Genomic DNA, 16,897 nt, shown 5'->3' on the forward strand with positions numbered 1-16,897 from the left:
ACTGTTCCGGACGGGAGGGGTGCGTGGTCAAGGCCACGCACCCCTCCCGTCGCCGTTTGATCTACCCGCGAGTAGCATCCTGGCCATGGCAGACACGCAGCAGGTTGACCCCAAGGCCGAGCGCAAGGCGGCCAGGCTCGCCCACCAGATCAGCGCCTTCGCCAAGGCCCACGGCGGCGCCGAGGGCCAGGTGGCCTACATCGGCGAACGCGGCGCCCGCATCGTCCTCGTCGGCGAGGACGGCGGCTGGGGCGACCTCGTGGCCCCCAGCACCGAGATCGCCGAGAAGGCCGTCGAGAAGTCCGGCATCACCGTCCACGAGTCCTTCGACGGCGAGTTCGCGGCGAAGGTGAAGACGGGGTCGTACGAGTGGAAGCGGATGGCCGGCATCCAGGTTGGCGGCTGACGGTTGGGCAGCCGACCTAAAGGGGCGCGGGGCTGAATCGATATGCGGCTCCGCCGCGTGGGCGCGAGCAACCACAACGGACCGGTAGCCGCCGAACAAACCGTTGCTCCCGAGCTCATCCGCGACCTTAAACCCCGTTCACCCGTTAGGACGTGTAAGGCAGCACGCATCTAACGGGGAGCCCGGATGATCGAAACGCCGTCCCTCGTGGACCAGTACTGCCACGGAGTGCTCCGCACGGAGCTGGGCCTCGGCACCTTCGAGGCCCAGCTGGCCCGCACCGAGGGCCCGCCCGCCCCCGGCACCACCCTCTTCGACACCCAGACGGGATTCGCCGTACGGCGCTGGTGCCCGCCCCTGCTCGGCCTGGAGCCGCACTGCCCGCCCGCCCGCTATCTGGCCCGGCGCCGGGAACTGGGCGTCCTGGAAGCGGGCCGCAGGCTGCTGCGCGGCAGCGGCATCACCACCTACCTCGTCGACACCGGCCTGCCCGGCGACCTCACCGGCCCCACCGAGCTGGCCTGCGCGGGCGACGCCGACGCCCACGAGATCGTGCGGCTGGAGCAGCTCGCGGAGCAGGTCGCCGACACCTCCGGCACCGTCGAGTCCTTCCTCGCCAACCTCGCCGAGTCGGTGCACGCCGCCGCCGCGCACGCGGTCGCCTTCACCTCCGTCGCGGGACTGGGACACGGCCTGGCGTTCGCGCCCGAGCCGCCGGGGCCGGGGGAGGTGCGTGGCGCGGCGGGCCGCTGGCTGGCCGGGCGGCGCGTCGGCGGGCCGCTCACCGACCCGGTGCTGCTCCGGCACCTGCTGTGGATCGCGGTGGCCTCCGGCCGCCCGCTGCAGCTGCACGCCGGGCTCGGCGAGCCGGGCACCCGCATCGACCGTACCGACCCGGTGCTGCTCACCGACTTCGTGCGGGCCACGGCGGGCCTCGGCACCGACCTGATCCTGCTGCACGGCTACCCGTACCACCGCCACGCCGCCCATCTGGCCGGTGTCTTCCCGCACGTCTACGCCGACTCCGGCGCGGCGCTCGTCCGTACCGGCGCCCGTGCGGCCACCGTCCTCGCCGAGATCCTGGAGCTCGCCCCGTTCGGCAAGATCCTCTTCTCCACCGGCGCCCACGCCCTGCCCGAGCTGCACGTCGTCGGCGCCCGGCTGTTCCGCGAGTCCCTGGGCCGGGTGCTCGGCACCTGGGTCGCCGAGGGCGCCTGGTCCCTGGAGGACGCCCAGCGGGTGGCCCGGATGGTCGCGGCGGACAACGCGCGCCGGGTTTACGGGCTCGGATGAGTTGTCCAGACTGAGCGGATGCCGACCGCATCACTGCTCGACCGGTTCCTGGAGGAACTGCTGCCTCTGCGACCGCGCGCGGTATGGGCGCACGGCTCACTCGCCGGCGGTGACTATCAGGAGGGCCGGAGCGACCTCGACCTGATCGCCGTACTGCCGGGCCCGGTGCGCCTGGCGACCGTACGACGGGTGGTCGGCCTGCACCGGAGGCTGCGCGCCCTGCCGCTCGCCGCGAAGCTGCACTGCAGCTATCTCGCCCCGGCCGGCCTGGAGGACCCGGACCGCTCGCACCTCACCTGGGCCCACGCGCGCGTGCTGCGCCGCCCGGTCACCCCCGTCACCCGGCGCGAGCTGCACGACTTCGGCCGCGTGCTGCACGGCGAGCCGCCGGCCGGGCTGCTGCCGCCGGTGCCGGAGCGGCAGCTGCGCGCCTTCGTCGTACGGGACCAGCGGGACTTCTGGCGGCCCCACGTCGACCGGGCCCGGCTCTGGAAGCAGGACATCTGGGTCGACGCGGGCCTGCTGACCTTCGCCCGGGCCACCGTGACCCTGCGGGACGGCCGGCTGGTCTCGAAGCGGGAGGCCGTGACCGAGCTTCCGGGGCTCGGCGCCCCTGCCGAGGTCGTCGAGGACATCACCCGGCGGCGTTACGACAGGGACCCCGCCCCGGCCACCGGGAACTGGCTCGACCGCCGCGCGCAGCTGACCCGGGCGTACCTGGGGCCGGCGATCGACACCCTGGTCACCACCTACGGGTGACTCACGCGTGCGTGCCCACCGAAACCTCGGCCGAGGGGCCGGGCAGGTCGAGGGCGGCCCCGGGGCGTTCGCGGAGCGCCAGCAGGATGCGCAGGACGCCGATCCACACCAGGCAGGAGCCGAACATGTGCAGGCCCACCAGCAGCTCGGGCAGGTGCGTGAAGTACTGCACGTAACCGATCACGCCCTGGCCGAGCAGGATCAGGAACAGATCGCGGGTGCGGGCGAGCGGCCCCTTCGGCGCGTCCACCGCCTTCAGCACGAACCACAGCGCGAACGTCAGCGTCACCACGATCCAGGCGAGCACCGCGTGCAGCTTGGCCACCGTCTCCCAGTCGACGGGGATCCGCTTGACCTCGCTGGAGTCACCCGCGTGCGGCCCGGCTCCGGTCACCACCGTGCCGGCGGCGATGAGCAGCAGGGACGCGGCCACCAGGAACCACACCAGCTGCTGCACGGCCGTGCCGACCAGCGGCCGGGGCGCGCCGTCGCCCTCGCGGGTGCGCTGCCACATCACCGCGGCGACGGTGGTCAGGGCCGTGGCCAGCAGGAAGTGGGCCGCGACGGTGTACGGGTTGAGGCCCACGAGCACGACGACGCCGCCGAGGATCGCGTTGCTCATCACCAGCCAGAACTGCGCCCAGCCCAGCCGGGTCAGGCTGCGCCGGTACGGCTTCTCGGCGCGGGCGGCGATGATCGCCCAGCCGACCGCGGCGCACAGCACGTAGGTCAGCATCCGGTTGCCGAACTCGATCGCGCTGTGGTAGCTCAGCGCGGTCGTCGGCGTCAGCGAGCCGTCGGTGCACTCCGGCCAGGTCGGGCAGCCGAGACCGGAGCCGGTCAGCCGGACGGCGCCGCCGGTGACGACGATGACCACCGACATCACGAGCGCGGCGAGGGCCGCCCGCTGGACGGTCCGGGGGGACGGGGTCCAGCGTTCGGCGATGAAGGCGAGCGGGTTGCGCACGGCCGCTGCGGCGTCGGCGGGGTTCAGCTTGGGCACGCCCCCATCGTAGGCCGCCGCTTGTGCACGCTTTCACGAGGGTCCCTCGTGACGGCTCACTCCCAGCGGAAGAACTTCCCGGCCGCGGCCAGCCCCACGACCGCCCACACCGCGAGGATCCCCAGGTCGCCCCACGGCGTCCCGGCGCCGTGCTGGAGCACGTCCCGCAGGCCGTCCGACAGCGCGGAGATGGGCAGCAGCCCGAGGACCTGCTGCCCGGCCGGGCCGAACTTGTCCAGCGGCACGATGACCCCGCCGCCGACGAGCAGCAGCAGGAAGACCAGGTTGGCGGCGGCCAGGGTCGCCTCCGCCTTCAGCGTGCCCGCCATCAGCAGTCCCAGGCCGGAGAAGGCGGCCGTACCGAGGACCAGGAGGAGCAGCACGGCGGCGGGGTTTCCGTGCGGGGACCAGCCCAGCGCGAATGCGATCACCGTCAGCAGGATCACCTGGAGGACCTCCGTGACCAGCACGGACGCCGTCTTGGCGGTCATCAGGCCCCAGCGCGGCAGCGGCGAGGAGGCGAGCCGCTTGAGCACGCCGTAGCGGCGCTCGAAGCCGGTCGCGATGGCCTGCCCGGTGAACGCCGTCGACATCACGGCCAGCGCCAGGATGCCGGGGGCGAGGAAGTCCACCGCCCTGCCCCTGCCGGTGTCCACGATGTCCACCGAGCTGAAGAGCACCAGCAGCAGGGTCGGGATCACCACGGTCAGCAGCAGCTGCTCGCCGTTGCGGAGCAGCATCTTCGTCTCCAGGGCCGCCTGGGCCGCGATCATGCGAGGGAGCGGCGCCGCACCCGGCTTCGGGGCGTACGTACCAACAGTCACGACCGCAACTCCTTGCCCGTCAGCTCCAGAAAAACGTCCTCCAGGGTGTGCCGCTCCACCGAGATCCGGTCCGGCATCACTCCGTGCTGGGCGCACCAGGAGGTCACGGTGGCCAGCAGTTGCGGGTCGACCTTGCCGACGACCCGGTAGGCGCCCGGGGTGAGCTCGGCGGCCGTGCAGTCGGCCGGGAGGGCCTTCAGCAGGGAACCCACGTCGAGGCCGGGGCGGCCGGTGAAGCGCAGGGTGTTCTCGGCGCCGCCCTTGCACAGCTCCTCCGGGGAGCCCTCGGCGATGACCCGGCCGCCGTCGATGATCGCCACGGCGTCGGCGAGCTGTTCGGCCTCTTCCATGTAGTGCGTGGTGAGGATCACCGAGACGCCGTCGGCGCGCAGGTCCTTCACCAGGTCCCAGGTGGCCCGGCGGGCCTGCGGGTCCAGGCCGGCCGTCGGCTCGTCCAGGAACACCAGCTCCGGGCGCCCGACGACGGCCATGGCGAGCGCGAGCCGCTGCTGCTGGCCGCCGGACAGCCGCCGGTAGCTGGTCCGGCCGCAGCTGTCCAGGCCCAGCCGCTCGATCAGCGCGTCCACGTCCAGCGGGTGCGCGTGCAGCTTCGCGACGTGCCGCAGCATCTCGTCGGCCCGGGCGCCGGAGTACACGCCGCCGGACTGGAGCATCACACCGATGCGGGGACGCAGCTCGGCGGACTGCCGTACCGGGTCGAGGCCCAGGACGCGCACCGTGCCGGAATCCGGCTTCCGGTACCCCTCGCAGGTCTCGACCGTGGTCGTCTTCCCCGCCCCGTTGGGACCGAGCACGGCGGTCACGCCCGCCTCGGCCACCAGGTCGAGGCCGTCCACCGCGGTCTTCGTGCCGTACCGCTTCACCAGGGCCCGGACCTGGACGACAGGCTCACTTCGCATGGGTCCAGAGTCTAGGGAGACCGCTTGCCACTCAGGCGCGGGGGTGGTGAAAGTCCTCCTCACGGGGACGGTGCAGCGCCAGCCACCGCTCGGCGTAGGCCACCGCGTCCGCCACCGGGAACAGCCGTGCGCCGGCCGCGCCGACCTTCCCGCGTACCACCGGCCGGTCCCGTTCGAAGTCGTGGCCCAGCTCGTCGAACCGGTGGGAGGTGATCGACACCTCCCGCACCGTCTCCCAGCCGCCGCCGGGCGCGGGCCGTCCGACGTCGACCAGGGGCGCGGGTATCCGGTACTCGGCGAGGTGGAAGGCGGTGCAGGCGTCGTAGCCCGCGCCGAGCAGCAGGACCCGGGCGCCCAGCCGCTCCAGCCGGGCGAGCGGGCTGCGCTCACCCAGCCGGCAGTCGGGGGCGTGGCCGTCGGTGATCTCCCGCGCCCGTGGACCGAGCGCCGCGAACGAGGTGTGCGGGTGCGCGCTGCGCCGGGCGCCCGGCCAGGTCCGTACCGTCTCGGGGATCACCCCGACGCCCCGGGTGGGGGTGGTCAGCGGGTCGTACGGCGGCATGGTGGCCCGGATCCGGTCCCACCACTCCCGGGGCACGGGCGGCCTGCTCCACAGCGCGGGGTCGGACAGGTCGGCCGACTGGGCGGGGACGACGAGCGTGCCCGCGGGGCCGAGGGCGTCGAGGAGGCCCTGGACGACCGCGACCGGGCCCCCGTTGACCCAGCCGAGCGCGCTGAGCGAGGAGTGGACGAGCAGGGTCTCGCCGGTCTCGACACCCAGGAGGCGCAACTGCGTGGCGATGGTGTCCCGCGTGACGAGAGGGCCGGTCGGAGGGGGTGTCGGCATGGTTCGGGAGTCTTCCGGACTTCGGTCGCCGCGCGCCACCGAATTGCCTGCTCAGGGCCGCTCCGAATGATCGATCAAAGATCGTTTCCGCAGGTCGGATTAGGCATGCCTAAGTGACGCAGGGCACCGCCCGGTGATCCGGACGGCGCTTGTCAGGCCCTGAAGAATTACGCAACAATGGCGTTGTGAAAAACGTCGGCGAGGCTCAGGAGGCCCCCCTGGGGGCCCCGCAGGAGGAACTCGCGACCGGTGAGCGCTCCACGCGCAACCGCGTCGCGCGCTCCATCCTGGACCACGGCCCGTCGACCGTCGCCGAACTCGCCGGCCGGCTGGGACTGACCCAGGCGGCCGTCCGGCGCCACCTGGACGCCCTGGTCGGCGAGAACGTGGTGGAGGCCCGCGAGCAGCGCGTGTACGGCGCGCGCACCCGCGGCCGCCCCGCCAAGGTCTTCGCGCTGACCGACTGCGGCCGGGACGCCTTCGACCAGTCCTACGACAAGCTCGCCGCGGACGCGCTCCGCTGGATCGCCGAGCAGGGAGGCGGCCCCGAGGCGGTCGCCGCCTTCGCCCGCGCCCGGATCGCCGCCCAGGCGCGCGCGTACCGCAAGGCGATCGAGGCGGTCACGCCGGACAAGCGGGCCGAAGCACTGGCCAAGGCCTTGAGCGTGGACGGGTACGCTGCTACGGCGCGCAGCGCACCGGTCGGCGAGCAGCTGTGCCAGCACCACTGCCCGGTCGCCCATGTCGCGGAACAGTTCCCCCAGCTGTGCGAGGCGGAGACGGAGATCTTCGCCGAGCTGCTGGGTACCCACGTCCAGCGACTGGCGACCATCGCGCATGGCGACGGCGTCTGCACGACGTTCATCCCCAAGATTTCCAAGACCAGCGACAACGCACCTGCAAGCACGGCCGGGAGGAACCCCGCATGACTCTCCCCACGGAGACTGCCCACCCTGAGCTCGAGGGCCTGGGCAAGTACGAATACGGCTGGGCCGACTCCGACGTGGCCGGTGCCTCCGCCAGGCGCGGCCTGAACGAGGACGTCGTCCGCGACATCTCGGACAAGAAGTCCGAGCCGGAGTGGATGACGAAGCTGCGCCTGAAGGGCCTGAAGCTCTTCGAGAAGAAGCCCATGCCGAACTGGGGCTCCGACCTCTCGGGCATCGACTTCGACAACATCAAGTACTTCGTGCGCTCCACGGAGAAGCAGGCGGAGTCCTGGGAGGACCTGCCCGAGGACATCAAGAACACCTACGACAAGCTGGGCATCCCGGAGGCCGAGAAGCAGCGCCTCGTCGCAGGTGTCGCCGCCCAGTACGAGTCGGAGGTCGTCTACCACCAGATCCGCGAGGACCTGGAGGAGCAGGGCGTCATCTTCCTCGACACCGACACCGCCCTGAAGGAGCACCCGGAGCTCTTCAAGGAGTACTTCGGGACCGTCATCCCCGCCGGTGACAACAAGTTCGCCGCGCTGAACACCGCCGTGTGGTCGGGCGGCTCCTTCATCTACGTGCCGAAGGGCGTGCACGTCGAGATCCCGCTCCAGGCCTACTTCCGCATCAACACGGAGAACATGGGCCAGTTCGAGCGGACCCTGATCATCGTCGACGAGGGTGCCTACGTGCACTACGTCGAGGGTTGTACGGCCCCGATCTACAAGTCGGACTCGCTGCACTCCGCGGTCGTCGAGATCATCGTCAAGAAGAACGCCCGCTGCCGCTACACGACCATCCAGAACTGGTCGAACAACGTCTACAACCTGGTCACCAAGCGCGCCGTGGCCTACGAGGGCGCGACCATGGAGTGGATCGACGGCAACATCGGCTCCAAGGTGACGATGAAGTACCCGGCCGTCTACCTGATGGGCGAGCACGCCAAGGGCGAGACCCTCTCCATCGCCTTCGCGGGCGAGGGGCAGCACCAGGACGCGGGCGCCAAGATGGTCCACATGGCGCCGAACACCTCGTCCAACATCGTCTCCAAGTCGGTCGCGCGCGGCGGCGGTCGTACGTCGTACCGCGGTCTGATCGAGATCGGCGAGGGCGCCGCCGGGTCGAAGTCCAACGTGCTGTGCGACGCGCTGCTGGTCGACACCATCTCCCGCTCGGACACGTACCCGTACGTCGACGTCCGCGAGGACGACGTGTCCATGGGTCACGAGGCCACCGTCTCCAAGGTCTCCGAGGACCAGCTCTTCTACCTGATGAGCCGCGGCCTCTCCGAGGACGAGGCCATGGCGATGATCGTGCGCGGCTTCGTCGAGCCGATCGCCAAGGAACTGCCGATGGAGTACGCGCTGGAGCTCAACCGGCTGATCGAGCTGCAGATGGAGGGCGCGGTCGGTTAACCACCGGTCCGCACTCCCCGTCAAGCCCACCTGTAAGAAAGCGAGCATTACGACAGCCATGGCTGAGGCCCAGAACATCCCGGTCGGTTCCACGACCGCCGGCTCGATCGCGGTCGCCGCGGAGTCGACCGTCGTCTCGCGCATGAGCGCGCCCCCGTCCTTCGACGTCGCGGACTTCCCGGTCCCGCACGGCCGCGAGGAGGAGTGGCGGTTCACCCCGCTGGAGCGCCTGCGCGGGCTGCACGACGGCACCGCCGTGGCGAACGGCGACGGCGTGAAGGTCGACGTCCAGGCCCCCGAGGGCGTCACCGTCGAGACCGTCGGCCGTGACGACGCGCGGCTCGGCAGGGCGGGCACGCCGGTGGACCGCATCGCCGCTCAGGCGTACTCCGCCTTCGAGCTGGCCGGCGTGGTGACCGTCCCGAAGGAGACCGTCCTCACCGAGCCGATCCGCATCGCGGTGCACGGCCAGGGCGGGACCCGCTTCGGCCACCAGGTGATCGAGCTGGGTGCCTTCGCCGAGGCCGTCGTGGTCATCGACCACACCGGTGACGCGGTGCTCGCCGCCAACGTCGACTACGTCCTCGGCGACGGCGCCAAGCTGACCGTCGTCTCCGTCCAGGACTGGGACGACAAGGCCGTCCACGTGGCCCAGCACAACGCCCTGGTCGGCCGCGACGCCTCCTTCAAGTCCGTGGTCGTGACCTTCGGCGGCGATGTCGTACGCCTGCACCCGCGCGTGACGTACGCCGGCCCCGGCGGCGAGGCCGAGCTGTTCGGCCTGTACTTCACCGACGCCGGGCAGCACCAGGAGCACCGCCTGCTGGTCACCCACAACACCCCGCACTGCAAGTCGAACGTCGTCTACAAGGGCGCGCTCCAGGGCGACGACGCGCACGCGGTCTGGATCGGTGACGTGCTCATCGAGGCCGAGGCCGAGGGCACCGACACCTACGAGATGAACCGCAACCTGGTCCTCACGGACGGCGCGCGCGTCGACTCGGTGCCGAACCTGGAGATCGAGACCGGCGAGATCGTCGGCGCCGGCCACGCCTCCGCGACCGGCCGCTTCGACGACGAGCAGCTCTTCTACCTGATGGCCCGCGGCATCCCGGAGCACGAGGCCCGCCGCCTGGTGGTCCGCGGCTTCTTCGCCGAGCTGGTCCAGCAGATCGGCGTCGCCGACGTCGAGGAGCGCCTGCTCGCCAAGATCGAGGAGGAGCTGGAGGCTTCGGTCGCATGACCTTCGTACGCGCCTGCGGGCTGAGCGAGCTGGAGGAGGACACCCCGAAGCGGGTGGAACTCGACGGCACGCCGGTCTCGGTCGTCAAGACCGAGGGCGAGGTGTTCGCGATCTACGACATCTGCTCCCACGCGAACGTCTCGCTCTCCGAGGGCGAGGTGGAGGACTGCCAGATCGAGTGCTGGCTGCACGGCTCGTCCTTCGACCTCCGCACCGGCAAGCCGTCCGGCCTCCCGGCCACGCGCCCCGTCCCCGTATACCCCGTAAAGATCGAAGGGGACGACGTTCTCGTCTCCCTCACCCAGGAGTCCTGAGGCACCCATGGCAACGCTTGAAATCCGAGACCTGCACGTCACCGTCGAGGCCGACAACGCCACGAAGGAGATCCTCAAGGGCGTCGACCTCACCGTGAAGCAGGGCGAGACGCACGCCATCATGGGCCCCAACGGCTCCGGCAAGTCGACCCTCGCCTACTCCCTCGCGGGTCACCCGAAGTACACGATCACCAGCGGCACCGTGCTGCTCGACGGCGAGGACGTCCTGGAGATGTCCGTCGACGAGCGCGCCCGCGCCGGCCTGTTCCTGGCGATGCAGTACCCGGTCGAGGTCCCCGGCGTCTCGGTCTCCAACTTCCTGCGCACCTCCGCCACCGCCATCCGCGGCGAGGCCCCCAAGCTGCGCACCTGGGTGAAGGAGGTCAAGGAGGCCATGGAGCGCCTCAACATGGACCCGTCCTTCGCCGAGCGCAACGTCAACGAGGGCTTCTCCGGCGGTGAGAAGAAGCGCCACGAGATCCTCCAGCTCGAACTGCTCAAGCCGAAGGTCGCGATCCTGGACGAGACCGACTCCGGCCTGGACGTCGACGCGCTCCGCATCGTCTCCGAGGGCGTCAACCGCGTCCGCGAGACCGGCGAGGTCGGCACCCTGCTGATCACGCACTACACGCGCATCCTGCGCTACATCAAGCCCGACCACGTCCACGTGTTCGCCGGCGGCCGCATCGTCGAGTCCGGCGGCCCCGAGCTCGCGGACAAGCTGGAGAACGAGGGCTACGAGGCTTACACGAAGGGTGGCGCATCCGAGTGACACAGCTGCCGGGCCTCCTCGACACCGAGGCGATCCGCAAGGACTTCCCCGTCCTGGACCGGCTGGTCCACGACGACAGGAAGCTCGTGTACCTGGACAACGCGGCGACCTCGCAGAAGCCGCGCCAGGTGCTGGACGCCCTGAGCGAGTACTACGAGCGCTACAACGCCAACGTCCACCGCGGTGTGCATGTGCTCGCCGAGGAGGCCACGGCGCTGTACGAGGGCGCGCGCGACAAGGTCGCCGAGTTCATCAACGCGCCCAGCCGCGACGAGGTGATCTTCACCAAGAACGCCTCCGAGTCGCTGAACCTCGTGGCGAACATGCTGGGCTGGGCCGACGAGCCCTACCGGGTGGACCACGAGACCGAGATCGTCATCACGGAGATGGAGCACCACTCCAACATCGTGCCGTGGCAGCTGCTGGCGCAGCGCACGGGCGCGAAGCTGAAGTGGTTCGGCCTCACCGACGACGGCCGGCTGGACCTGTCCAACATCGACGAGATCATCACGGAGAAGACGAAGATCGTCTCCTTCGTGCTGGTGTCGAACATCCTGGGCACGGTCAACCCGGTCGAGGCGATAGTGCGCCGCGCCCAGGAGGTCGGCGCCCTGGTCTGCGTCGACGCCTCCCAGGCCGCCCCGCACATGCCGCTGGACGTACAGGCCCTGCAGGCCGACTTCGTGGCCTTCACCGGTCACAAGATGTGCGGCCCGACCGGCATCGGTGTCCTCTGGGGCCGCCAGGAGCTGCTGGAGGACCTGCCCCCCTTCCTGGGCGGCGGCGAGATGATCGAGACCGTCTCGATGCACTCGTCCACCTACGCCCCGGCGCCGCACAAGTTCGAGGCGGGTACGCCCCCGATCGCTCAGGCGGTCGGCCTCGGCGCGGCGATCGACTACCTCCAGTCGATCGGCATGGAGAAGATCCTCGCCCATGAGCACGCGCTGACCGAGTACGCGGTCCAGCGTCTGCAGAAGGTCCCGGACCTGAGGATCATCGGCCCGACCACGGCCGAGGACCGCGGTGCCGCGATCTCCTTCACCCTGGGCGACATCCACCCGCACGACGTGGGCCAGGTCCTCGACGAGCAGGGCATCGCGGTCCGCGTCGGCCACCACTGCGCGCGGCCCGTCTGCCTCCGCTACGGAATTCCTGCGACCACGCGAGCGTCGTTCTATCTGTACTCCACGCCGGCCGAGATCGACGCACTGGTCGAGGGGCTGGAGCACGTACGGAACTTCTTCGGCTGAAGGGCGTGCTGAAAAGGTGAAGCTGGACTCCATGTACCAGGAAGTCATCCTGGACCACTACAAGAACCCCCACGGGCGTGGTCTGCGGGATGGCGACGCCGAGGTGCACCATGTGAACCCGACGTGCGGCGACGAGATCACCCTTCGCGTGAAGTACGACGGCACGAAGATCGCTGACGTCAGTTACGAGGGCCAGGGCTGCTCCATCAGCCAGGCGAGCGCGTCGGTCCTCAACGAGCTGCTGGTCGGCAAGGACCTGACCGAGGCGCAGAAGATCCAGGAGACCTTCCTGGAGCTGATGCAGTCCAAGGGCCGGATCGAGCCGGACGACGCGATGGAGGACGTCCTGGAGGACGCGGTCGCGTTCGCGGGTGTCTCCAAGTACCCCGCGCGGGTCAAGTGCGCCCTCCTGAGCTGGATGGCGTGGAAGGACGCGACGGCCCAGGCGCTGGGTGGCGCCGACGCCGAAAGGAAGACGGCATGACCGACACCGCTGAGATGAAGCCCGCCTCGGAGGAGGAGCTTCGCGAGGCCCTGATGGACGTGGTCGACCCCGAGCTGGGCATCGACGTCGTCAACCTCGGCCTGATCTACGGCATCCACATCGACGAGTCCAACATCGCGACCGTCGACATGACCCTGACCTCGGCGGCCTGCCCGCTGACGGACGTCATCGAGGACCAGGCCAAGTCCGCCACGGACGGCCTCGTCAACGAACTCCGCATCAACTGGGTCTGGATGCCCCCGTGGGGCCCCGACAAGATCACGGACGACGGCCGCGAGCAGCTCCGGGCGCTCGGGTTCAACGTCTGAGCACACCGCGTGCGTGAAGCGGCGGCACCCACCGGGTGCCGCCGCTTTTCTCGTTCTCAGCCCAGTCCGTCCACGAGCCGGAACGCCGAGTCCGCGCGGTACAGGCCGGTGTTCTCGTAAGGGGCCAGCCTCAGCTGGAAGTTCTGGTGGCGCAGGAAGCGGCCGGGGTAGTTGACCGACTCCAGCATCACCGCTCCGGTGAAGGACGACCGGCGCGGGCAGAAGGTGGCGTCCTGGCGGAACAGGGCGGTGCCGTCGTCGGGTTCGGCGCGCAGCAGGAAGTCGCGGTGGCGGAGGTAGCCGCCGTCGGCCGTGGCGAAGGAGTAACAGGCGCCGTCCGCAAGGCCCTTGACCAGTATGAAGGTCGCGGCCCGGCGGGTGCCGGGGGTGCTGACGGGGTCCAGCCTCACGTAGTCGCCGCTGACGTGCCAGTACCGGTCCGGGTAGTTGACGGAGCGGACAGCGCGCCGGGTGGCGGCGGGCTTCGGAGAACTCGCCCGCGGGGACGGTGACGTGGCCGGTGCCTGCTGCGGATCTGTGGTGCGCGGGGCGGCGGCCCGCGGCGTCACGGACGCCATCGCGGTGCTGCCTCCGGGCGAAGCGGTCGTATGCGCCGAGGGTGAGGCGAAGGAGAGCAGGCCGGGGCCGTTGTCCGTGGGCGCGCCGGTCGCCTGCGAGGCGGCCGTGCTGTGCGGGGGCCTGTCGTCCACGAGCAGAGCCGTGACGCAGGCGGTGACGACCGCGAGCGCCAGCACGCCGGCCAGCCAGAGTCTTCGGGTGCCGGGGGACCGGGAGGTGTCGGCGGTCATGCCGGTCTCCCAGGGATGGGGGGTGTGGTCGGGCATGGGCCCGCACATTAGTGGCCGGAGGGCATCCAGCGAGCGGTTTCTATGAAAGTGAAACTTTCTTGTGGCCCCGGCGTGTGTACGGCCGTACGCATCCGTTGTGTACGCTCGTACGCATGGGATACCTGACACTCGCCGGCGCCATCGCCGCCGAGGTCGCCGCGACGACGGCGATGAAGTACAGCGAGGGGTTCAGCCGGCTCTGGCCCTCGCTCGTGACGGCTCTGGGCTACGTCGTCTCCTTCGCGCTGCTCGCCCAGACGCTGAAGAGCGTGCAGATCGGCACGGCCTACGCGATCTGGTCCGGCGTCGGCACCGCGACCATCGCCGTCCTCGGTCTGCTGCTGTTCGGCGAGGGACTGAGCCTGCCCAAGGTCGCCGGGGTCCTGCTGATCATCGGCGGAGTGGTGGTGCTGAACCTCGGCGGGGCGAGTCACTGATGCCCAGGCGCTACGACCCGGAGCGACGCCAGCGGATCATCGACGCGGCGCTCCGTGTGGCCGGCCGGGACGGCATCGCCGGGCTGAGCCACCGTACGGTCGCCGCCGAGGCGGACGTCCCGCTCGGCTCCACGACCTACCACTTCGCCACCCTCGACGACCTGCTGGTGGCCGCCCTCTGCCAGGCCAACGAGGGGTTCGCGCAGGTCCTCGACGCGAGCGGGGTCCTGGCCGACGCCGACGGCGACCTCGCGGCCGGTCTCGCCCGTGTCCTCGGCGAGTGGCTGGGACGCGACCGGCCGGGCGTGGAGCTGGAGTACGAGCTGTATCTCGCGGCCCTGCGCCGCCCCGCCCTGCGCCCGGTGGCCGCACAGTGGGCCGAGGAGACGGCCCAGCGGCTGGCCGCCCGGGTGGACCCGGTGACGGCGCGGGCGCTGGTGGCCCTGCTGGACGGCATCTGCCTCCAGGTGCTGCTGACGGGCGGTTCCTACGACGAGGGGTACGCCCGTGCCGTGCTGGCTCGGGTGATCCCCTGAAACGGCGCCCGGCACGTGAGACGCGGTTCGCCCTGACCACCCCGCCCACGTTAGGTTTTCCTCCATGACCGACTCTGCTTCCCGCACCACCGGCGCCGTCGCCGCCGGCCTCGCCACCATCGCCTCCGACGGCACCGTTCTCGACACCTGGTTCCCGGCACCCGAGCTGGTCGAGGCGCCGGGCCCGGCCGGCACCGAGCGGCTCTCCGCCGAGCAGGCGGCCGAGCTGCTGGGCGGCGGCGCCACCGCGGCGACCGGCCCGGACGCCCGCCGGGGCGTCGAGGTGGTCGCGGTCCGCACGGTCATCGCCTCCCTGGACGAGAAGCCGATCGACGCGCACGACGTCTACCTGCGCCTGCACCTGCTCTCGCACCGCCTGGTCAAGCCGCACGGCCAGAGCCTGGACGGCATCTTCGGCCACCTCGCGAACGTCGCCTGGACCTCGCTCGGCCCGGTCGCCGTGGACGACATCGAGAAGGTGCGGCTCAACGCCCGCGCGGAGGGCCTGCACCTCCAGGTCACCTCGATCGACAAGTTCCCGCGCATGACGGACTACGTCGCCCCGAAGGGCGTCCGCATCGCCGACGCCGACCGGGTCCGCCTCGGCGCCCACCTCGCCGAGGGCACCACGGTCATGCACGAGGGCTTCGTCAACTTCAACGCCGGCACCCTCGGGACCTCCATGGTCGAGGGCCGGATCTCCGCGGGCGTCGTGGTCGGCAACGGCTCCGACATCGGCGGCGGCGCCTCCACCATGGGCACCCTGTCCGGCGGCGGCAACGTGATCATCTCCATCGGCGAGCGCTGCCTCATCGGCGCCGAGGCGGGCGTCGGCATCGCCCTCGGCGACGAGTGCGTGGTCGAGGCCGGCCTCTACATCACCGCGGGCACCCGGGTCACCATGCCCGACGGCCAGATCGTCAAGGCCCGCGAGCTGAACGGCGCCTCCAACATCCTCTTCCGCCGCAACTCGGTCACCGGCACGGTCGAGGCCCGCCCGAACAACGCGGTCTGGGGCGGCCTGAACGACATCCTGCACAGCCACAACTGACCCACCGCGTCTCTCGCGGAGCGCCCTTCACCGCGCGGTGAAGGGCGCTGCGTCATGCGGATGCCGTCGCCGCGTAGTCCCTCGGCGCCGCGAAGTCGCACTCGCGCAGGCCGATCCTGGGGTTCACGTGCCGGAGCAGGGCCGGGGCGGGGTGACGGGCGGCCACGTACGCGGTGTCCTGCGCGATGTGCCGTCAGGCGTCTGCGGCGCCGTCGTGGCTGGGCGCGCAGTTCCCCGCGCCCCTTCGGGGCGCTCACGGGCCCCGGTCAGGCCGTTGTGAGCCGGTCGTGCAGCGCCAGTAGTGCGTCGGCCGTCGGGCCGTCGGCGGGCAGCAGCGGGGCGCGGACCGGGCCCGCGGGGAGGCCGAGGCGGGCGAGCAGGGCCTTGGCGGTGACCGTGCCGGGCAGGCCCGCGTCCATCATCGCCTCGATCAACGGCGTGGCCCGCAGCTGGAGTTCGGTCGCCAGGGCGGTGTCACCGGCGTCGAAGGCGTCCAGGATCGCGGCGATCCGGACCGGTACGGCGTTCGCGACCGTGCTCACACAGCCCGCCGCGCCGACCGCGTACAGCGCCAGTACGTGCTCGTCGCAGCCCGCGTAGTACGCCAGGTCCGTGCGGGCCAGCACCTTCTGGGTGCCGAGGAAGTCGTAGGAGCAGTCCTTGACGGCCACGATCCGCGGGTGTGCGGCGAGGCGGATCATCGTCTCCGGCTGGATCCTGGTGCCGGTGCGGCCCGGGATGTCGTAGAGCATCACGGGCAGCCCGCTCGCGTCGGCGACCGCGCGGAAGTGCGCCTCCACGGCCTCCTGCGGGGGCCGGCTGTAGTACGGCGTCACCACCAGCACGCCGTCGGCACCCGCCTTTCCGGCCGCCAGGGCCAGCTCGACGGTGTGGCCGGTGTCGGCGGTGCCCACGCCCGCGACCAGGGACACCCGGTCGCCGACCGCCTCCCGTACGGCCGTGACCAGCCGCGCCTTCTCCGTGTCCGTGGTGGTGGGCGATTCGCCCGTGGTGCCGTTCAGCACCAGGCCGTCGCAGCCCTCGGCCACCAGCCGCGCGGCCAGCTCCTGGGCGCCGTCCAGGTCGAGGGCGCCCTCCTCGGTGAACGGCGTGATCATCGCGCAGAGGGTGCGGCCGAAGGGGCGGGGGGTGGTGCGTGTGGGCGTCATACGAGTAGTCTCGGCGGGCTGGTGGTGAAGCTCTACTTAATTCTTCTACGCGGTATCGCTAA

General features: G+C 71.0%; 20 protein-coding genes. 14 read left to right on the forward strand and 6 right to left on the reverse strand.

Features of this window, described 5'->3' with window-relative positions; genetic code table 11:
• Positions 1-85: 85 nt before the first annotated feature.
• From ABB07_RS29290 to ABB07_RS29300, 3 genes are all read left to right on the forward strand, one after another.
• On the forward strand, positions 86-406 hold the full coding sequence (locus ABB07_RS29290) for a hypothetical protein (RefSeq protein ID WP_208901521.1): 321 nt from the start codon (positions 86-88) through the stop codon (positions 404-406).
• A 186-nt stretch (positions 407-592) separates the two neighbouring features.
• Entirely contained in the window at positions 593-1,699 is a 1,107-nt protein-coding gene (locus ABB07_RS29295) for an amidohydrolase family protein (RefSeq protein WP_208901522.1), read from the forward strand.
• Between the two features lie 18 nt (positions 1,700-1,717).
• Positions 1,718-2,458: a nucleotidyltransferase domain-containing protein gene (locus tag ABB07_RS29300; protein WP_208901523.1), complete on the forward strand. Its 741-nt coding sequence runs from the start codon at positions 1,718-1,720 to the stop codon at positions 2,456-2,458.
• A 1-nt stretch (position 2,459) separates the two neighbouring features.
• Here the strand turns inward: ABB07_RS29300 and ABB07_RS29305 are convergent, their stop codons facing one another.
• The 4 genes from ABB07_RS29305 to ABB07_RS29320 all read right to left on the reverse strand — a co-directional run bounded on the left by ABB07_RS29305 (position 2,460) and on the right by ABB07_RS29320 (position 6,052).
• On the reverse strand, positions 2,460-3,452 hold the full coding sequence (locus ABB07_RS29305; RefSeq protein ID WP_208903673.1) for a COX15/CtaA family protein: 993 nt from the start codon (positions 3,450-3,452) through the stop codon (positions 2,460-2,462).
• Between the two features lie 65 nt (positions 3,453-3,517).
• The gene (locus ABB07_RS29310) at positions 3,518-4,234 is read right to left on the reverse strand and encodes an ABC transporter permease (protein WP_244189806.1); all 717 of its coding nucleotides are present in this window, start codon (positions 4,232-4,234) and stop codon (positions 3,518-3,520) included.
• Positions 4,235-4,281: 47 nt separating this feature from the next.
• On the reverse strand, positions 4,282-5,205 hold the full coding sequence (locus ABB07_RS29315) for an ABC transporter ATP-binding protein (protein WP_208901525.1): 924 nt from the start codon (positions 5,203-5,205) through the stop codon (positions 4,282-4,284).
• Between the two features lie 31 nt (positions 5,206-5,236).
• Positions 5,237-6,052 (reverse strand): AAC(3) family N-acetyltransferase, encoded by an 816-nt coding sequence (locus tag ABB07_RS29320; RefSeq protein ID WP_208901526.1) that lies wholly within the window; start codon positions 6,050-6,052, stop codon positions 5,237-5,239.
• 185 nt (positions 6,053-6,237) lie between these two features.
• Here ABB07_RS29320 and ABB07_RS29325 point away from each other — a divergent pair, with 185 nt between their 5' ends.
• Genes ABB07_RS29325 through ABB07_RS29360 form a run of 8 tightly spaced genes read left to right on the forward strand, consistent with a single transcriptional unit; the run spans position 6,238 to position 12,794 of the window.
• Complete coding sequence (locus ABB07_RS29325) at positions 6,238-6,981, forward strand: helix-turn-helix transcriptional regulator (protein ID WP_208901527.1); 744 nt, start codon at positions 6,238-6,240, stop codon at positions 6,979-6,981.
• Complete coding sequence (gene sufB / locus ABB07_RS29330) at positions 6,978-8,399, forward strand: Fe-S cluster assembly protein SufB (protein ID WP_058080090.1); 1,422 nt, start codon at positions 6,978-6,980, stop codon at positions 8,397-8,399. Before ABB07_RS29325 ends, sufB begins: the two co-directional genes overlap by 4 nt.
• A gap of 58 nt (positions 8,400-8,457) precedes the next feature.
• Positions 8,458-9,642: a Fe-S cluster assembly protein SufD gene (sufD, locus tag ABB07_RS29335; protein ID WP_208901528.1), complete on the forward strand. Its 1,185-nt coding sequence runs from the start codon at positions 8,458-8,460 to the stop codon at positions 9,640-9,642.
• The gene (locus tag ABB07_RS29340) at positions 9,639-9,956 is read left to right on the forward strand and encodes a non-heme iron oxygenase ferredoxin subunit (protein ID WP_055707850.1); all 318 of its coding nucleotides are present in this window, start codon (positions 9,639-9,641) and stop codon (positions 9,954-9,956) included. Before sufD ends, ABB07_RS29340 begins: the two co-directional genes overlap by 4 nt.
• A 7-nt stretch (positions 9,957-9,963) precedes the next feature.
• On the forward strand, positions 9,964-10,728 hold the full coding sequence (gene sufC / locus ABB07_RS29345) for a Fe-S cluster assembly ATPase SufC (protein ID WP_208901529.1): 765 nt from the start codon (positions 9,964-9,966) through the stop codon (positions 10,726-10,728).
• Complete coding sequence (locus ABB07_RS29350; RefSeq protein WP_208901530.1) at positions 10,725-11,981, forward strand: cysteine desulfurase; 1,257 nt, start codon at positions 10,725-10,727, stop codon at positions 11,979-11,981. The genes sufC and ABB07_RS29350 overlap by 4 nt, the downstream gene beginning before the upstream one ends.
• Positions 11,982-11,997: 16 nt before the next feature.
• The gene (gene sufU / locus ABB07_RS29355; protein WP_208901531.1) at positions 11,998-12,465 is read left to right on the forward strand and encodes a Fe-S cluster assembly sulfur transfer protein SufU; all 468 of its coding nucleotides are present in this window, start codon (positions 11,998-12,000) and stop codon (positions 12,463-12,465) included.
• Complete coding sequence (locus ABB07_RS29360; RefSeq protein WP_208901532.1) at positions 12,462-12,794, forward strand: metal-sulfur cluster assembly factor; 333 nt, start codon at positions 12,462-12,464, stop codon at positions 12,792-12,794. The genes sufU and ABB07_RS29360 overlap by 4 nt, the downstream gene beginning before the upstream one ends.
• A gap of 56 nt (positions 12,795-12,850) precedes the next feature.
• On the opposite strand, the gene ABB07_RS29365 is transcribed toward ABB07_RS29360, so the two are convergent.
• Positions 12,851-13,639 (reverse strand): AbfB domain-containing protein, encoded by a 789-nt coding sequence (locus ABB07_RS29365; protein ID WP_208901533.1) that lies wholly within the window; start codon positions 13,637-13,639, stop codon positions 12,851-12,853.
• A 116-nt stretch (positions 13,640-13,755) separates the two neighbouring features.
• On the opposite strand from ABB07_RS29365, the gene ABB07_RS29370 reads away from it, so the two are divergent.
• From ABB07_RS29370 to dapD, 3 genes are all read left to right on the forward strand, one after another.
• On the forward strand, positions 13,756-14,079 hold the full coding sequence (locus ABB07_RS29370) for a DMT family transporter (RefSeq protein ID WP_208901534.1): 324 nt from the start codon (positions 13,756-13,758) through the stop codon (positions 14,077-14,079).
• The gene (locus ABB07_RS29375; protein WP_208901535.1) at positions 14,079-14,615 is read left to right on the forward strand and encodes a TetR/AcrR family transcriptional regulator; all 537 of its coding nucleotides are present in this window, start codon (positions 14,079-14,081) and stop codon (positions 14,613-14,615) included. The genes ABB07_RS29370 and ABB07_RS29375 overlap by 1 nt, the downstream gene beginning before the upstream one ends.
• A 64-nt stretch (positions 14,616-14,679) precedes the next feature.
• Positions 14,680-15,666 carry a 2,3,4,5-tetrahydropyridine-2,6-dicarboxylate N-succinyltransferase gene (gene dapD, locus ABB07_RS29380; protein WP_208901536.1) on the forward strand — a complete coding sequence of 329 codons (987 nt, stop codon included), beginning with the start codon at positions 14,680-14,682 and terminating at the stop codon, positions 15,664-15,666.
• Positions 15,667-15,932: 266 nt separating this feature from the next.
• Here the strand turns inward: dapD and dapA are convergent, their stop codons facing one another.
• Positions 15,933-16,835 carry a 4-hydroxy-tetrahydrodipicolinate synthase gene (gene dapA / locus ABB07_RS29385; protein ID WP_208901537.1) on the reverse strand — a complete coding sequence of 301 codons (903 nt, stop codon included), beginning with the start codon at positions 16,833-16,835 and terminating at the stop codon, positions 15,933-15,935.
• Positions 16,836-16,897 lie beyond the last annotated feature (62 nt).

It is taken from the genome of Streptomyces incarnatus, from assembly GCF_001027185.1.
Lineage (GTDB): Bacteria > Actinomycetota > Actinomycetes > Streptomycetales > Streptomycetaceae > Streptomyces > Streptomyces puniciscabiei.

What these genes read in the sequence shown, in the direction of transcription:
- ABB07_RS29290 (WP_208901521.1), top strand. Translation starts at nt 86, where the DNA reads ATGGCAGACACGCAGCAGGTTGACCCCAAGGCCGAGCGCAAGGCGGCC.
- ABB07_RS29295 (WP_208901522.1), top strand. Translation starts at nt 593, where the DNA reads ATGATCGAAACGCCGTCCCTCGTGGACCAGTACTGCCACGGAGTGCTC.
- ABB07_RS29300 (WP_208901523.1), top strand. Translation starts at nt 1,718, where the DNA reads ATGCCGACCGCATCACTGCTCGACCGGTTCCTGGAGGAACTGCTGCCT.
- ABB07_RS29310 (WP_244189806.1), bottom strand. Translation starts at nt 4,234, where the DNA reads ATGATCGCGGCCCAGGCGGCCCTGGAGACGAAGATGCTGCTCCGCAAC.
- ABB07_RS29315 (WP_208901525.1), bottom strand. Translation starts at nt 5,205, where the DNA reads ATGCGAAGTGAGCCTGTCGTCCAGGTCCGGGCCCTGGTGAAGCGGTAC.
- ABB07_RS29320 (WP_208901526.1), bottom strand. Translation starts at nt 6,052, where the DNA reads ATGCCGACACCCCCTCCGACCGGCCCTCTCGTCACGCGGGACACCATC.
- sufB (WP_058080090.1), top strand. Translation starts at nt 6,978, where the DNA reads ATGACTCTCCCCACGGAGACTGCCCACCCTGAGCTCGAGGGCCTGGGC.
- sufD (WP_208901528.1), top strand. Translation starts at nt 8,458, where the DNA reads ATGGCTGAGGCCCAGAACATCCCGGTCGGTTCCACGACCGCCGGCTCG.
- ABB07_RS29340 (WP_055707850.1), top strand. Translation starts at nt 9,639, where the DNA reads ATGACCTTCGTACGCGCCTGCGGGCTGAGCGAGCTGGAGGAGGACACC.
- sufC (WP_208901529.1), top strand. Translation starts at nt 9,964, where the DNA reads ATGGCAACGCTTGAAATCCGAGACCTGCACGTCACCGTCGAGGCCGAC.
- ABB07_RS29360 (WP_208901532.1), top strand. Translation starts at nt 12,462, where the DNA reads ATGACCGACACCGCTGAGATGAAGCCCGCCTCGGAGGAGGAGCTTCGC.
- ABB07_RS29365 (WP_208901533.1), bottom strand. Translation starts at nt 13,639, where the DNA reads ATGCCCGACCACACCCCCCATCCCTGGGAGACCGGCATGACCGCCGAC.
- ABB07_RS29370 (WP_208901534.1), top strand. Translation starts at nt 13,756, where the DNA reads ATGGGATACCTGACACTCGCCGGCGCCATCGCCGCCGAGGTCGCCGCG.
- ABB07_RS29375 (WP_208901535.1), top strand. Translation starts at nt 14,079, where the DNA reads ATGCCCAGGCGCTACGACCCGGAGCGACGCCAGCGGATCATCGACGCG.
- dapD (WP_208901536.1), top strand. Translation starts at nt 14,680, where the DNA reads ATGACCGACTCTGCTTCCCGCACCACCGGCGCCGTCGCCGCCGGCCTC.
- dapA (WP_208901537.1), bottom strand. Translation starts at nt 16,835, where the DNA reads ATGACGCCCACACGCACCACCCCCCGCCCCTTCGGCCGCACCCTCTGC.